A 15043-nucleotide genomic window follows, 5' to 3' on the forward strand; every position below is an offset into this window, starting at 1 on the left:
CGTTATATTTTAAATATCATTTGATTACTGTTTGTCAAGGGCGGCTACGGTGGACTTAGTATAATTCCACTGGTTTATCCCAGTATTATCCATAACATTAGTTTTTCATAGAACTTTTTACATTACCAGTTATTTTTTCCTTAACTACTAAATTTATAACATATTTATATTATAACATATTCCATTTTTAGCAAAGACTAATCTTTAGCTGTTTTCTTAAATATTTCCTTTGAAATTTTCCTTTAGATATCTTTGACTATAGAAGAAAACCCTCTATGTTATCTTTTTAGTATTGACATATTTAATGCTATACTTACCCCATTATTCATTAAAAAAATAGAGACCCAATAAACTGAGTCTCTACACATAATATTTTTACCGAATACCTGTACTTTGCACGCTGCTCTCTGAACCAACAAAGAAGTGCCAAAGGCACCTTTGTTATGCCTATCCTAACATTTTAGGTAAGTCAGATTTAGCATCTCCACTAATAAATTGAAGGTTAAATGTATCTTGTAGAACTTTAAGCACTCCTGGAGTAACAAATTTTGGTGCACTTGGACCAATATATATATTATTAACTCCAAGACTAAATAGCCCCAGTAGTATAGCTACAGCTTTTTGTTCAAACCATGATAATACAATAGTAAGTGGAAGTTCATTGATATCACATTCAAAAGCATCGGCTAAAGCTATGGCGATTTTAGCAGCAGAACCGGAATTATTACATTGACCTAAATCAATATATCTTGGAATATCTGTTCCAGGAACTGTACCGAAATCAATATCATTAAATCTAAATTTACCACATGAAGTTGTGAGGATGACACATTCTTTAGGTAAAGTATTAGCTAGTTCTCTATAATAATCTCTTCCCTTTGTTGGGGCATCACAACCTGCTATAACAAAGAATCTTTTTATCTTTCCTGCCTTAATAGCATCTATAATTTCCGGTGCTATATCTAAAACTGTATTATGATGGAATCCAGTAGTAAGGGTTTTTTCAGATTTAATATTTGCTTTTGGTAGAGATAAAGCTTTTTTAATTAATGGACTAAAGTCGTTATTTTTAATTTTACCTACACCCTCAAGTCCTGCTGTTCCATAGCTCCAGAAGCGGTCTGAATAGCTCCCTTTAATGGGCATTAAACAGTTTGTTGTACCTAATATGGCACCTGGGAAATCTTCAAATAACTTTCTTTGGTCATACCAAGCCTTTCCCACATTACCCTTTAGGTGCTTATATTTTTTCAGTTCAGGATAACCATGGGCAGGTAGCATTTCTGAATGGGTATATATATTTATACCCTTACCCTTTGTCTGCTTAAGTAATTCCTCCAATGCATATAAATTATGACCTGTAACTAATATACTATGACCCTCTACCTTGTCTTGAGATATGGTTACTGGAGTTGGTACTCCTAGATGTTGGGTATGGGCTTTATCAAGTAGGTCCATAACTTTAACTGTGGCTTGACCAACTTTCATAGCCATGTTTACATGCTCTTCTAAATTAAAATTAGAATTAGTCAGTGTAGTATATAGAGCTTCTTGGGTAATAGCATCCACTTCAGGGTCTGTTAAACCTAATTCTTTAGCATGGGTTGAATATGCAGCAACTCCCTTTAATCCAAATATTATAATATCTTGTAAGCTGGCGATATCAGGGTTTTTACCACAAACACCAAACTTTGTACATCCTGTTACAGGGGTTTGCTCACATTGATAACAAAACATTGGATTTGGCTCTACTACTTTCTTTTCACTAGTTATATTTGATGATGTATTTTTGCTTTTATTTTTGAATAATCCGAACATAATAACTGTTCCCCTTTCTTTACTTTAAATTTTCTATATTAAGTATACAATTTAAAAAATAAAATACATGTGATGCTATACACATAAAAGTTTGATTTTTGTCACACTTTAGAAATAGATGATGAATGGAGCATATGTTTAGTACCTGTTATGTAGGGTAAAGAAATAATATAAGGAGTTAACAATATTTTTCGGAGGTGGTTTTACTTATGAAAAGATTAGCTCCTAGAAAAGAATATCAATTAGACAGTGTATTTAATGACTTTGTTAATCACACTTTCCATTCTGTTTTAAATAATAAACAGATGATGGTGGATATTAAAGACGAGGGTGATAAATACCTATTAGAGGCAGAGCTTCCAGGAGTTAAGAAAGATGATGTGGAAGTTGAGTTATATGATGATAGGCTTACAATATCTGCTGAAAATAGTAAGTCTATTGAGGAAAAAGATGATAATTATATAAGAAGAGAGAGAGGATTTAGCTCAATGACAAGGTCCTTTCATATCCCGGATATAAGAGAGGAAGAAGTAACAGCAGAGTTTAAAGATGGAGTTCTTTCTATAGACTTACCTAAAAAAGATACAACCTCTAAAAGCATAAATAAAATAGATGTTAAATAACGAAGTGAAAAGAGGAATCTCATAGAGAGGTTCCTCTTTTTATGGACTCACCATTTCTCTGCTCTGAACAAAGAAGCGCCAAAGGGGCCTTTGTTCTTGACAGTCATTATATGCTCTAGTATACTATCTTTAGACACTTTATTTAGTAACTAAACAAAGTATCTCTTACCATAAAAATTAATTAGAAAAAGCCAAAAATACAAACCTAATCAAAAACACTAAAAACCCATAGACTATTAACTATTAACTGTTAACTATTAACTAAAAAAAGGGGTGATTTAATCGTGAACTTAATAGAAACCTTAAGAAAGGATTTTGAAGTTATATTTAGTAAATGTGATACTAGAATTTTCTTTGCACCGGGACGGGTAAATCTAATAGGGGAACATACTGATTATAATGGAGGACATGTATTTCCTGCAGCTTTAGACTTTGGGACATATGGAGTATTTAAAGAGAGGGAAGATAATAAGGTAAGACTATATTCTAAAAATTTTAGTAACTTAGGAATAATGGAATTTACATTAGAAGACTTAACATATAATAAGCATCATGATTGGGGGAACTATCCAAAGGGAGTTATTAAGATTTTTAAAGACAAAGGATATAATATAAATAAAGGGATGGACATATTATTTTATGGAAATATCCCCAATGGGGCAGGGCTATCATCTTCGGCATCAATAGAGCTTGTTGCAGCAGTTGCTTTAAATAAATTATTTAATCTAAATATAGATATGATTTCAATGGTAAAGATGTGTCAGATGGCTGAGAATGATTTTATAGGGGTTAAATGCGGTATAATGGATCAATTTGCAATAGGAATGGGTAAAAAGAATAGGGCAATATTATTAGACTGTAATAGCTTAAAATATAAGTATTGTAATTTAGATTTAAAAGATATATCAATAATAATATCTAATACAAATAAAAGAAGGGGACTTAATGAGTCCAAATACAATAATAGAAGAGATGAATGTGAAAGGGCATTATTAGAACTTAAAAATAACTTAAATATAAACTCTTTAGGGGAATTAACAGAAGAAGAATTTGAAGAAAATAAACACTTAATAACTAATAGTATTGATAGAAAAAGGGCGAAGCATGCGGTATATGAAAATAGAAGAACTTTAAAGGCATCTAAAGTTCTTGAAGAGGGGAATATAAAAGAATTTGGAAAGCTTATGAAGGAGTCCCATATATCCCTTAGAAATGATTATGAAGTTACAGGAAAGGAACTAGATACATTAGTTGAATTGGAATTAAACCAAGATGGAGTAATAGGCTCTAGAATGACGGGAGCAGGGTTTGGAGGATGTACTATCAGCTTAGTAAAAAATGATGGTATAGATAAATTCATAGAAAATGTAGGTATGAAATACTTTGAAAAAATAGGCTATCATGCAAATTTTTACATAGGTAAAATAGGGGATGGAGCTAGAGAATTATAAAAGGGAGAGATTATATGATATTAGTATGTGGTGGAGCAGGATATATTGGCAGTCATACAGTTTTTGAACTTATAGAAGATGGTAAAGAGGTTATAGTTGTTGATAATTTGGAGACAGGGCATAAAAAAGCTATTAGTAACAAAGCTAAATTTTATAATGGTGATATTAGAGATAGGAAATTTCTTGAGAAGGTATTTAAAGAAAATAAAATAGATTCAGTTATACATTTTGCAGCCAACTCCTTAGTTGGAGAGAGTATGGAAAATCCTTTAAAATACTATGATAATAATGTATATGGTACTCAAATATTGCTTGAAACTATGAACAGACATAATGTAAAAAAAATAGTATTTTCGTCAACTGCTGCAGTGTATGGGGAGCCAAAGAGTATACCTATTATGGAGACTGATAAGACATTTCCAACAAACCCCTATGGAGAGACAAAGCTTACTATGGAGAAAATGTTTAAATGGGCTGATAGTGCCTATGGGATAAAATATATTTCTTTAAGGTATTTTAATGTAGCTGGAGCCCATATAACAGAAAAGATTGGGGAGGATCATAATCCAGAAACCCACTTAATACCTATTATACTTCAGGTTGCTTTAGATAAAAGGGAAAAGATATTTATATTTGGGGATGATTATAATACCTCTGATGGCACATGTATTAGGGATTATATCCATGTTACAGATTTAGCCCATGCCCATATGTTAGCATTAGAGTATCTTAATAAAGCAAATAAAAGCAATATATTCAATTTAGGAAATGGAGAAGGTTTTAGTGTTAAGGAAATCATAGAAGCAGCTAGAAAGGTTACAGGACATCCTATTAAATCTGAAATAGGTGAAAGGCGGGTTGGAGATCCAGAAAAGCTTGTGGCATCATCTGAGAAGGCTAAGAGGGAATTAAAGTGGAAACCTAAGTATATAGATATAGAGTCTATTATAGAAAGTGCATGGAATTGGCATAAAAATAGTCCAGATGGATTTAAAGGCTAGGAGGAGTAGAGTTGGATATTGATATTTATTATGAAATAGATAGTTTAATTAAATATAGTATTGATAAAGGACTAATAAAAGAAATGGATACTGTTTATTGTAGAAATAAAGTTTTAGAGATATTAAAATTAGATGATTATAAGTCAGTAGAGATAAAAGAAGATTTCAATAGATCTTTAAGTGATATATTAAATAGCATTTTAGATTGGACATACGAGAGGGGACTACTAAAAAATAATACACCTGTATATAGGGATCTTTTAGACACTAAGATAATGGATTGTTTTATATCTAAACCTTCGGAAATTATAAATGAATTTTATAATAAATACGAAAAAGCTCCAGAGGATGCAACAAAATATTTTTATGAACTTAGCAGAACATCTAATTATATTAGAACCAATCGTATCGAAAAAAATATTATATGGAAAACAAAGGCTGAGTATGGCGATTTAGATATAACTATAAACTTGTCCAAGCCAGAAAAGGATCCGAAAGCAATAGAAGAGGCAAGAAACATAAAGTCTTCATCATATCCTAAATGCCCATTATGTAAAGAAAATGAAGGGTATAGTGGAAGAATAGACCATCCAGCTAGACAAAATCATAGAATAATACCTATCACCCTAAATAATGAAAAGTGGTTCTTACAATACTCTCCATATACCTATTATAACGAACATAGTATAATTTTTAATAATGACCATAAACCCATGAAAATATGTAAAGGTACCGTTGATAGTCTATTGGAATTTGTAGAAAAGTTCCCCCATTATTTTATTGGGTCAAATGCAGATTTACCTATAGTAGGGGGGTCTATATTATCCCATAACCATTTCCAAGGAGGGAATTATGACTTTGCTATGGCTAAGGCCCCAATAGAAAGGGAAATCACCTTTAATAAATATCCCAATGTAAAAGGGGGGATAGTAAAATGGCCTATGTCTGTTATAAGGTTAACTGGGAAAAATAGAAAAGATTTATCTAAACTTGGGGAAATAATATTAAATAATTGGAAGAATTATAATGATAAAAACTTAGATATAATATCTCATACCGATGATATTTCCCACAATACTATAACTCCAATAGTTAGAAAAGTGGAAGGAAACTTTCAGTTGGATTTAGTTCTTAGAAATAATAGAACAGATGAAGAGTACCCAATGGGAATATTTCACCCCCATGAAGATGTTCACCATATAAAAAAAGAAAATATTGGACTCATAGAGGTGATGGGGTTAGCAGTACTTCCTCCAAGGTTAAAGGATGAATTAAAAGAAATAGCTAAGTATTTACTAGAAGATAAGGTAGAGCTGACAAATGAAATAAATAGACATTTAGATTGGGTTAATAAAATTAAGCTTAAATATAAAGAAATTAATAAAGATAATATAGAGAGTATATTGAAAAAAGAAATAGGGGCAAGATTTCTTACTATATTAAAGCATGCTGGAGTATTTAAAAGGGATGAAAAGGGGAAAAAAGGATTTGATAGGTTTATAAACAGTATAATAATTAAATAAGGGGTTTGGAGTTAGTCATGAACATATATGTAAAAGAGCTAGTTTCATTTGGACACGGGAAAGATATAAAAGAATATACATTAAAAAATGATAATGGTATGGAAGTAGGTATATTAAATTATGGAGGAATTATAACAAAAATACTAGTACCAGATAGAGAAGGAAAATTTGAAAATGTGGTCTTAAACTTTGACGACATAAAAGATTATAAAGAAAATAGACCCTATTTTGGAGCTATAATAGGACGGGTAGCAGGGCGAATATCAGATGCTAAGTTTAATATAGGCAATAAAGAATACAGTTTATATAAAAACGATGGAAACAATAATATACATGGTGGTAATAATGGTTTCAATAAAAAGATATGGAGTGTAAAAAAAACAATAGCTGATGAGTATATATCTTTAAATTTAAATTATTTAAGTTTAGATGGTGAAGAAGGTTTTCCAGGAAATCTAAATGTAAACGTAGATTATACTTTAAATAATAGTGACGAATTAGAGATAAAATACGGTGCCACTACAGATAAAAAAACAATAGTTAATTTAACCAATCATTCTTACTTTAATCTATCCGGGGACCTAAAGGAGGATATATTTGAACATAAATTAATGATAGCAGGAAATAAGATGGCAAATTTAAATGAAGAAACCATACCCACTGGAGACATTAAAGATGTGAAATGTACACCTTTTGATTTTACAAAAATTAGAGAAATAAAGGAGAATATTTATAAAGATAATAATCAATTATCAAATTGCGGTGGTTATGATCATCCCTTTATATTAAATGAGAACAAAAATATATCGGCTAAGTTGGAACATAAAAAAAGTGGTCGAGTTATGGAACTGATAACTAATCAACCGGTGCTAATATTTTATTCGGCTAATAAATTAGAAGAAGGGTTGATATTAAACCAAGGGATAAAGTCTAAAAAATATCTTGGAATGTGTTTTGAGGCTCAGGATTACCCCAATGGCATAAATGAAAATAATTTCCCTTTTAATACTTTAGAACCAGGGGAAGAATATTTAAACATAACTAAATACAGATTTAGAATTAATTAAGGTCACATAAAACTCCTTATATTAAAAAAACGTTATAAAAAAAAGAAGGAATATTAATGATGATGTAGAAATATTTATATTATGCAATAAAAATATTAATAAAAAATATTAAGGAGTGATGTTAGGTGTTTAAAAGGGGTAAGTTATTTAGCCGCTCATTATTAGCAGTGGTAATGGTAGTATTTTTATTAATTAGTCAAACTGCAGTTTTTGCAGCAGACGGAGAGGTTCCTACAAGGAACCAAGTGGATGATAAGTATAAGATTGATGTAACGGAAATTTATCCAACTAGGGAAGCTTTTGAGGCTGATATTAAGAAATTGAAAGAAGAATTAATTCCAAAGTTATTAGAGTATAAGGGGAAACTTAATAATGTAGATACTATATATGAATACTTTGAAATGGATTCTAAACTAGCAGAAAAGCTATTTCAAGCTTACCGATATGCAAAATTACAGCTTGATCTAAATCAAGCTGATACCAATGCACAGGAAATGATGTCAATTGCAGGTTCAGCTTATGGATTATATGCACAATTGATATCATTTGAAAGACCAGAATTACTTAGCATGCCAACTGAAAAATTAGAAGAGATAATTAATGATCCTAAGTTGGCGACATATAAGCATTATTTAGAGAGCATGTTAAAGGAGAAGGATCATATCTTATCAGATAAAGAGGAAAAAATATTATCCTTAGCATCGGATTTAACAGGTGCACCTAATAATATCTTTGAACAAGTAATGTATGCAGATTTTGAATATCCTACTATAAAGGATAAAGATGGAAAAGAAATACATTTAACAAATGCTAATTATTATAAAATATTAGAAGGAGACGATAGAGAGTTAAGAAAGAAAGCTTCTGAAGCCAGAGTTGAAGCTCTTAAGAAGAGGAATAATACATTATCAGCTACTTATATATCAGAAATAAAGAAAAATATATTCTTAGCAAAATCTAGGGGATATGATTCGGCACTAGAAGCATCCCTTTCAGGTAACCATATACCTGAATCTATATATGATAATTTAGTAAGTTCAGTTAACAATAATTTAGAGTATTTACACAAATATAATGAAGTGAAAAGAAAAGCCTTAGGGATAGAAGATTTAAAGTCGTATGATTGGTCATTACCTATAGTTGGTGATTACAAAATGGATATGACATATGAGGAAGCCGTGGAACTAGCAAACAAAGGACTTAAACCTTTAGGAGAAAAATATTTAAATGATTTTAATAATGCTATAGAGTCAAGATGGGTAGATGTATATCCAGGTAAAGGTAAATATACTGGAGCTTACTCTGCTAGTACCTATGGACTACACCCATATATACTAATGAATTTCACCAATGATCTAGATTCAGCTTTAACATTAGTTCATGAAATGGGTCATGCTTTAAATGGAAAATATTCTATGGAACAACAGGCAATGTATAACTCTAATAATCCAATATTTACAGCGGAAGTTGCATCAACAGCTAACGAACTATTGGTTATGGACTATCTAATTAAAAATGCTAAAAGTGATGAGGAAAAATTATTCTTATTAAATCAGCAAATTAATAATATAAAGGGAACCATATATACTCAAGTTATGTTTGCAGAATTTGAGCAAAGAGCCCATGAAATGGTGGAGCAAGGACAACCTTTATCAGCTGATGTTCTTAATAAGTTATGGTTAGAAATAATTAAAAAGTATAATGGAGAGGCATATCCTCTAACTGAAAATGCCCAGTATGGTTGGTCTAGAATACCACATTTCTATATGAATTTCTATGTATATAACTATGCCACTTCAATGTCAGCATCATATCAAGTGGTTAATAATATAACAGAGGGTGAAGAAGGCGCTGTTGAGAATTATCTTAAGTTCTTAGGAGCAGGAGGTTCTGATTATCCAGTAGAAATGCTTAAAATAGCAGGAGTAGATATGAATTCATCAGAACCTGTGGATAATATCCTTGAGTATTTTGGTGGGTTAGTAGATGAAATGGAAAAATTAATAGATAAAAGAGCGCAAGAAACAGAAACTAAAGAGGCAGCATAGAAAATATAAAAGAAAATATTCAATAAAAATACTCCCCTTTTAAGTGGATAGATTTTAAAATCTTCTACTATTATAAAGGGGAGTATTTTTATTGATAGTAATCAAAAGTTATATAGATTATTATAACATAACTGAAAAAATATTTTGAAAAAAAGGAATATTAATAAGGATATAGAAATATTTATATTATGCAACGAAAATATTAAGTTTTCGTAAAAAACAAAGGAGTGATGTGAAGTGTTTAAAAGAGGTAAACTGTTTAGTCCTTCCATATTAGCTGTGGTAATGGTGGTGTTTTTGTTAATTAGTCAAACGGCAGTTTTTGCCACAGATGGAGAGGTTCCCACTAGGGATCAAGTTGATGATAAGTATAAGATGGATTTGACAAAGATGTATCCCAATAGAGGGGCATTTGAGCAAGATATTAAAAAAGTAAAAGAAGAATTAATACCAAAGATTAAAGAATACAAAGGAAAACTTAATAATGTAGATAGTATATATGAATATTTTGAATTGGAATCCCAAATATCTCAAATTTTAAACAAAGCCTATTGGTATGGGAACTTACAACTTGATTTAAACCAGAATGATACCGATGCTCAAGAAATGGTTTCTATAGCAGGAGGGGTATGGGGCATATATGGAGAAGCCATATCATTTGAAAGACCAGAATTACTCAGTATGCCAACTGAAAAGTTTCAACAAATAATGAATGATCCTAAATTATCAACATACAAGCACTACTTGGAAAAAATGTTAAAGGAAAAGGATCATGTTTTATCAAATAAAGAAGAAAGAATATTGTCTTTATCATCAGACTTAACCGGTTCCCCGGAAGATATATTTAATAAAGTAATGTATGCTGATTTTGAATACCCTACTATTAAGGATAAAGAAGGCAATGAAATAACGTTAATAAATTCTGTATACTACAAGATATTAGAAGGTGATGACAGAGAACTAAGAAAAAAAGCTTCTAAAGCTAGAATAGAAGCGCTTAAAAAAAGAAATAATACATTAGCGGCCACTTATATATCAGAAATAAAGAAAAATATATTCTTAGCAAAGGCTAGGGGTTATAATTCTTCTTTGGAAGCTTCACTGGCAGCTAAACATATCCCTAAATCTATCTATGATAATTTAGTAAAATCAGTTAACAATAATCTAGAATATCTACATAAATATAATGAAGTAAAAAGTAAAGCTTTAGGTATAAAAGATGTGAAACCCTATGACTGGTCATTACCTATAGTTGGAGATTATAAAATGGAGTTAACTTATGAGGAAGCAGTGGAACTGGCAAATAAAGGCTTGGAGCCTTTAGGAGAGAAGTACTTAAAGGATTTCAATACAATCATAGATTCAAGATTAATAGATGTATATTCTGGAAAGGGTAAACAAACAGGGGCATATTCATTATCCTTATATGGTTGCGATCCATATATATCAATGAATTATACAAATGATTTAGACTCTGCTTTAACCTTATCCCATGAAATGGGACATTCCTTAAATGGAAAATATTCAATGGAACAACAGGAACTATATAATTCAAACACGTCAACATTTACAGCGGAAGTTGCATCAACAGCAAATGAACTACTAGTTATGGATTACTTAATTAAAAATGCTAAAAGTGATGAAGAGAAGTTATTTTTATTAAATCAACAGATTAATAATATAAGGGGTACTATTTATACTCAAGTTATGTTCGCAGAATTTGAGCAAAGGGCCCATGAAATGGTGGAACAAGGTCAACCTTTATCAGCTGAAGTTATTAATAATTTATGGTTAGAAATTAGAAGAAAATATAATGGGGAAGCCTATCCTATGACTGAAGACGGAAAATATAGCTGGTCTAGAATTCCACATTTCTATATGAACTTCTATGTATATAACTATGCAACTTCAATGTCGGCATCTTATCAATTGGTTAATAATATAACTGAAGGTAAAGAAGGTGCTGTTCAAAAATATATTGAATTTTTAGGAGCAGGGGGCTCTGACTATCCAGTAGAAATTCTTAAAAAAGCAGGGGTAGATATGAATTCATCTGAACCTGTGGATAATATTCTTAAGTACTTTGGTGAATTAGTTGATGAAATGGAAAAGTTACTAGAAAAGAGAGCTCAAGAAACTGAAAATACAGATACAGCAGCTTAAATTAAAAAAGAAAGTGTAAAGAATAAAGAAGAAATATAAAAATAAAGAATAGATTATGTGGGGACAGGGCATGCCCTGTCCAAGGAGCAATCATAAAGCATAGCATTGAAACCTATATAAGAATTTATTCTCTAAAATCTCAACAATATCTGAAAAGTAGGACCCTTAATTAAGGGTTCTATTTTTTTTATATTTTAAAATATATTGGCATCTAAATAAAGAAGTGGTAAAGTCAAATTTGTTTTTATTAAAAAAACTACATAGAAAGTCGATATAATTAGTGATGACAATTTTAAGGAGTGTAGTTTAGTGAAAATATATAACGATTCACCTAATAAATTATCAACAGATAACATAAATAGGGATAAAAAGGTAGGAGTTAAAAGTAATAGTGTAAACAATATAAGTAGTGACTCTTCTAAACTAGGTTCATCACAAATAATAAAGGATTTAGGATTTAAAGAAACTAGTGAACTTAAGAAGGCTACTGACATACTTCTTGATAATGATATAAAAATAAATAAAAATGTTTTAAAAGATATAAATAAATTTATAAGTAAATCACCGGGAGATATAGAGGATAAACTAGATACAATAAAAAATCTAATTAAAAAAGATGTTAATATAAATTTTAATAATTTAAAGTCTACCCACCAAACTTTACACGGGGACGATTTAAATAAGCTGATAGAAAAAGTGGATAAAAATTCAAAAGATGATCTAACAGAACAGAAGAGTAACTATATTGCTGGTGGCAAGATTTTAGATAAAGTACCAAAGGAAGTTCAAAACGAAATAAAAGAATTATTAAAAAGCAATGAAGATACCCATGTTATAATAAAAAAAATCATAAACAAGTTAAAAAAATTAAAGTTAGATAATAAAACTATAAAGGATATAATGAAGAATATATTATCTAACTATGTATTAAATACTGATTTGGACTACAGTTTAGAAGAAAATATAATTGAAAACACTATTGATAAAGGTGGACAATTAGATTCTATTCAAATTTTAGATAGTTTATTTGCCAATAAGAAAAAGAATCAATTAAATGGAAAAGAGAGTAACTATAAAGAAATAGAGAATAAAAAAATAGTAGATAGAGAAAAAGTCAATGAATCTAGAAATATTGAAGAACTATTAGATTTAGATAAAAATAATGAACTTAGAAACGCATTAAATAATATGGAGCCAGATACGAAAGCATATGTAATGAATAAAGTAACGGAAAGAATGATAAGTGCAAAAAATGACTTTAAAGAGCTGAAAAGGGAAGTATTAAAAAATTTAGATAATATATTAAATAAACCAAAGGAAGTTAAACAGACACCACAACATGTTAAAAGCATACTAGAGGATACTATTAATATAATAGATAAAAAAATACTAAAAAGTGACATATCCCTTTTTACAGACATGAAAACAGAAAAGAAATTACTTATATTAAGCAACAAATTGTCGGAGGCAAGGAAGCATTTATCCAAGGGAGAAAGTAATAAAACTGTAAAAATATTAAACAATATAAAAGATGAAATAGGAAAAATGGACTTTAAACCTAAAAACTCCAAAATCATACATGCCGCAACTAAAGAAAGTTTATTTGCACCTAAAAGATCATTACAAAGTCAAATTAAGTCTAATATTGACAATATCATAAATACCTATAAAATAGAAGACCCAACGGCAAAAACAGCTTATAATCTATTAAGAGCCATGGGGATTAGCCATGAAAGTGAAATCGCACAGAAGTTTTTAGAGAATCCCCAGGGGATAGAAGAGAATAAATTAGAAAAGAATTTAAAGTCTTTGATGATGAAACTAGTTAATGATAGCAGTGGCTCAAAGGATAAGAATATAATACAACAAGTAGGTAATATATTAGATGATGTAACGGGGCAACAATTACTAAGTAAACAGGAGGAGAACATACATAAACAAAGTATGTTTTTTAATATACCAATACAAATAGGAGAGAAATTAACTCATGTTAAGCTATATATTAATGGAAAGAAAAAGAACGAAAAAATTGATTGGGAAAACACCAACTTGTACTTTTTATTAGAGACAGATAAAATGGGGGAAACTGGGATTAAAATATCTGCTTCTAATAAAAACTTAAATCTAACCATAAAAAATGACAAGTCCCATCTAAAGGATAAAGTTGGTAGTTTGTCAGAAGAGCTTAAAGAAAACCTAGAAGAAATAGGATATAATACGGTGGGAGTTAATTTTTCAAGATTAAATGAAAATGAAGTTAAAGAGAAAAGAGAACAAGGACAGATAATAGAAAAAAATGAATCTAAAGAAGGGTTTGATTTTAGAATATGATATATAAAAATGTAAACCTTAAAAAGAAAAAAGAGATAAATGGCCCATCGGTTGTAGCTATAAAATATGATGAAAACCTATCTAAAGATAAGAAAGTACTATATCAGGGTAGAGGTGAAATGGCCGAAAAAATTATTGATATGGCTAAGAAAAATAATATCGATATAGAGCAGGATAAAAGTCTTTTAGCTAATTTAATAGATATGGATTTAGGAAATAATATACCACCTCAACTGTATGCTGTTATATCAGAGGTGTTGTTACTTTTAGAAAAGATGGAAAAGGAACTATAAAACCTTACTTTTAAGAATGGGGGGGAATTATGAAAATAAATAAAGTTAACAGATTAAATGTAAATAAAGTTAATAATAGAACTGCAGAAAAGCCCAGTATCTCTTTTGATGCATTAATGTCTCAAAAAAAGGATGATAAAACCCTAGAGAAACTAAACAACCTTCTAAAGGATGTAAGAAAGGAAGGGAAGTTACTTGCAGATAAAAGAACTATAGATAATTTACTGAGATATAAAAAGAAAGTAAAGGAATTTATGAATGAAGCTGTTGATTATGGTTTAAAACTTGATAGGAGAGGTGGATTTAGACCTGGACGAAGATCTAGAGTTTTAAGCATCGTATCGAAAGTGGATGAAAAGTTATTGGAAGTTACAGATGCTATTGTTGATGAAGAAAAGAAGGGGCTTAATATATTAAAGTTAGTAGGCGAGATAGAGGGATTGATGGTTAATATTTACGCTTAAATTAAAGAAGAATGGGTAAAGAAGAAAGAAGAAATATAAAAATAAAGAATAGATGGGGAGATTTTACTCCCGATGGTCGTAAAATTTTAATTTATGTTGTTGGGGGATTCGTAATCCCCCAACCAATAACGTAGGGACTGAATATATTCAGTCCCCCGCCGTATGAAGAGGCGGGAAATTAATTGATAGTGAACAATTATGTAGGGACAAGGCATGCCTTGTCCCTTGGATTCAGTATAAACTTTGCTATGAAAAGTAAAG

The 15043-nt window shown here is 30.3% G+C and carries 12 protein-coding genes; 11 read left to right on the plus strand and 1 reads right to left on the minus strand.

The window, feature by feature from the left end; all coding sequences use genetic code 11:
• Nucleotides 1–447: 447 nt before the first annotated feature.
• Nucleotides 448–1818, minus strand: a complete 1371-nt coding sequence (gene hcp / locus V6137_RS04435; protein ID WP_425446678.1) for a hydroxylamine reductase — start codon at nucleotides 1816–1818, stop codon at nucleotides 448–450.
• Nucleotides 1819–2027: 209 nt separating this feature from the next.
• On the opposite strand from hcp, the gene V6137_RS04440 reads away from it, so the two are divergent.
• The 11 genes from V6137_RS04440 (at nucleotide 2028) to V6137_RS04490 (ending at nucleotide 14916) form a co-directional block, all read left to right on the plus strand.
• On the plus strand, nucleotides 2028–2441 hold the full coding sequence (locus tag V6137_RS04440) for an Hsp20/alpha crystallin family protein (protein ID WP_425446679.1): 414 nt from the start codon (nucleotides 2028–2030) through the stop codon (nucleotides 2439–2441).
• 284 nt (nucleotides 2442–2725) lie between these two features.
• Nucleotides 2726–3892 carry a galactokinase gene (locus V6137_RS04445; protein WP_425446680.1) on the plus strand — a complete coding sequence of 389 codons (1167 nt, stop codon included), beginning with the start codon at nucleotides 2726–2728 and terminating at the stop codon, nucleotides 3890–3892.
• A 14-nt stretch (nucleotides 3893–3906) separates the two neighbouring features.
• Nucleotides 3907–4893 carry a UDP-glucose 4-epimerase GalE gene (galE, locus tag V6137_RS04450; RefSeq protein ID WP_425446681.1) on the plus strand — a complete coding sequence of 329 codons (987 nt, stop codon included), beginning with the start codon at nucleotides 3907–3909 and terminating at the stop codon, nucleotides 4891–4893.
• 11 nt (nucleotides 4894–4904) lie between these two features.
• Nucleotides 4905–6416 carry a UDP-glucose--hexose-1-phosphate uridylyltransferase gene (gene galT / locus V6137_RS04455; protein ID WP_425446682.1) on the plus strand — a complete coding sequence of 504 codons (1512 nt, stop codon included), beginning with the start codon at nucleotides 4905–4907 and terminating at the stop codon, nucleotides 6414–6416.
• 17 nt (nucleotides 6417–6433) lie between these two features.
• The gene (locus tag V6137_RS04460; protein ID WP_425446683.1) at nucleotides 6434–7483 is read left to right on the plus strand and encodes an aldose epimerase family protein; all 1050 of its coding nucleotides are present in this window, start codon (nucleotides 6434–6436) and stop codon (nucleotides 7481–7483) included.
• A gap of 125 nt (nucleotides 7484–7608) precedes the next feature.
• Nucleotides 7609–9531 carry an oligoendopeptidase F gene (gene pepF / locus V6137_RS04465; RefSeq protein ID WP_425446684.1) on the plus strand — a complete coding sequence of 641 codons (1923 nt, stop codon included), beginning with the start codon at nucleotides 7609–7611 and terminating at the stop codon, nucleotides 9529–9531.
• A gap of 237 nt (nucleotides 9532–9768) precedes the next feature.
• Nucleotides 9769–11694: an oligoendopeptidase F gene (gene pepF, locus V6137_RS04470; protein WP_425446685.1), complete on the plus strand. Its 1926-nt coding sequence runs from the start codon at nucleotides 9769–9771 to the stop codon at nucleotides 11692–11694.
• A gap of 309 nt (nucleotides 11695–12003) precedes the next feature.
• Nucleotides 12004–14025 (plus strand): hypothetical protein, encoded by a 2022-nt coding sequence (locus tag V6137_RS04475; RefSeq protein ID WP_425446686.1) that lies wholly within the window; start codon nucleotides 12004–12006, stop codon nucleotides 14023–14025.
• The gene (locus tag V6137_RS04480) at nucleotides 14022–14318 is read left to right on the plus strand and encodes an EscU/YscU/HrcU family type III secretion system export apparatus switch protein (protein WP_425446687.1); all 297 of its coding nucleotides are present in this window, start codon (nucleotides 14022–14024) and stop codon (nucleotides 14316–14318) included. The genes V6137_RS04475 and V6137_RS04480 overlap by 4 nt, the downstream gene beginning before the upstream one ends.
• Nucleotides 14319–14347: 29 nt before the next feature.
• A complete protein-coding gene (locus V6137_RS04485) occupies nucleotides 14348–14782 on the plus strand; it encodes a YaaR family protein (protein ID WP_425446688.1) in 435 nt (144 codons plus the stop codon).
• 11 nt (nucleotides 14783–14793) lie between these two features.
• Nucleotides 14794–14916 carry a hypothetical protein gene (locus V6137_RS04490; RefSeq protein ID WP_425446689.1) on the plus strand — a complete coding sequence of 41 codons (123 nt, stop codon included), beginning with the start codon at nucleotides 14794–14796 and terminating at the stop codon, nucleotides 14914–14916.
• Nucleotides 14917–15043 lie beyond the last annotated feature (127 nt).

The sequence above is a fragment of the Dethiothermospora halolimnae genome (genome assembly GCF_037577855.1).
GTDB classification, from domain to species: Bacteria; Bacillota; Clostridia; order Tissierellales; family VENL01; genus Dethiothermospora; species Dethiothermospora halolimnae.

Coding starts and splice junctions, on each gene's coding strand:
- hcp (WP_425446678.1), bottom strand. CDS start 1,818: ATGTTCGGATTATTCAAAAATAAAAGCAAAAATACATCATCAAATATA.
- V6137_RS04440 (WP_425446679.1), top strand. CDS start 2,028: ATGAAAAGATTAGCTCCTAGAAAAGAATATCAATTAGACAGTGTATTT.
- galE (WP_425446681.1), top strand. CDS start 3,907: ATGATATTAGTATGTGGTGGAGCAGGATATATTGGCAGTCATACAGTT.
- V6137_RS04460 (WP_425446683.1), top strand. CDS start 6,434: ATGAACATATATGTAAAAGAGCTAGTTTCATTTGGACACGGGAAAGAT.
- V6137_RS04480 (WP_425446687.1), top strand. CDS start 14,022: ATGATATATAAAAATGTAAACCTTAAAAAGAAAAAAGAGATAAATGGC.
- V6137_RS04485 (WP_425446688.1), top strand. CDS start 14,348: ATGAAAATAAATAAAGTTAACAGATTAAATGTAAATAAAGTTAATAAT.
- V6137_RS04490 (WP_425446689.1), top strand. CDS start 14,794: ATGGGTAAAGAAGAAAGAAGAAATATAAAAATAAAGAATAGATGGGGA.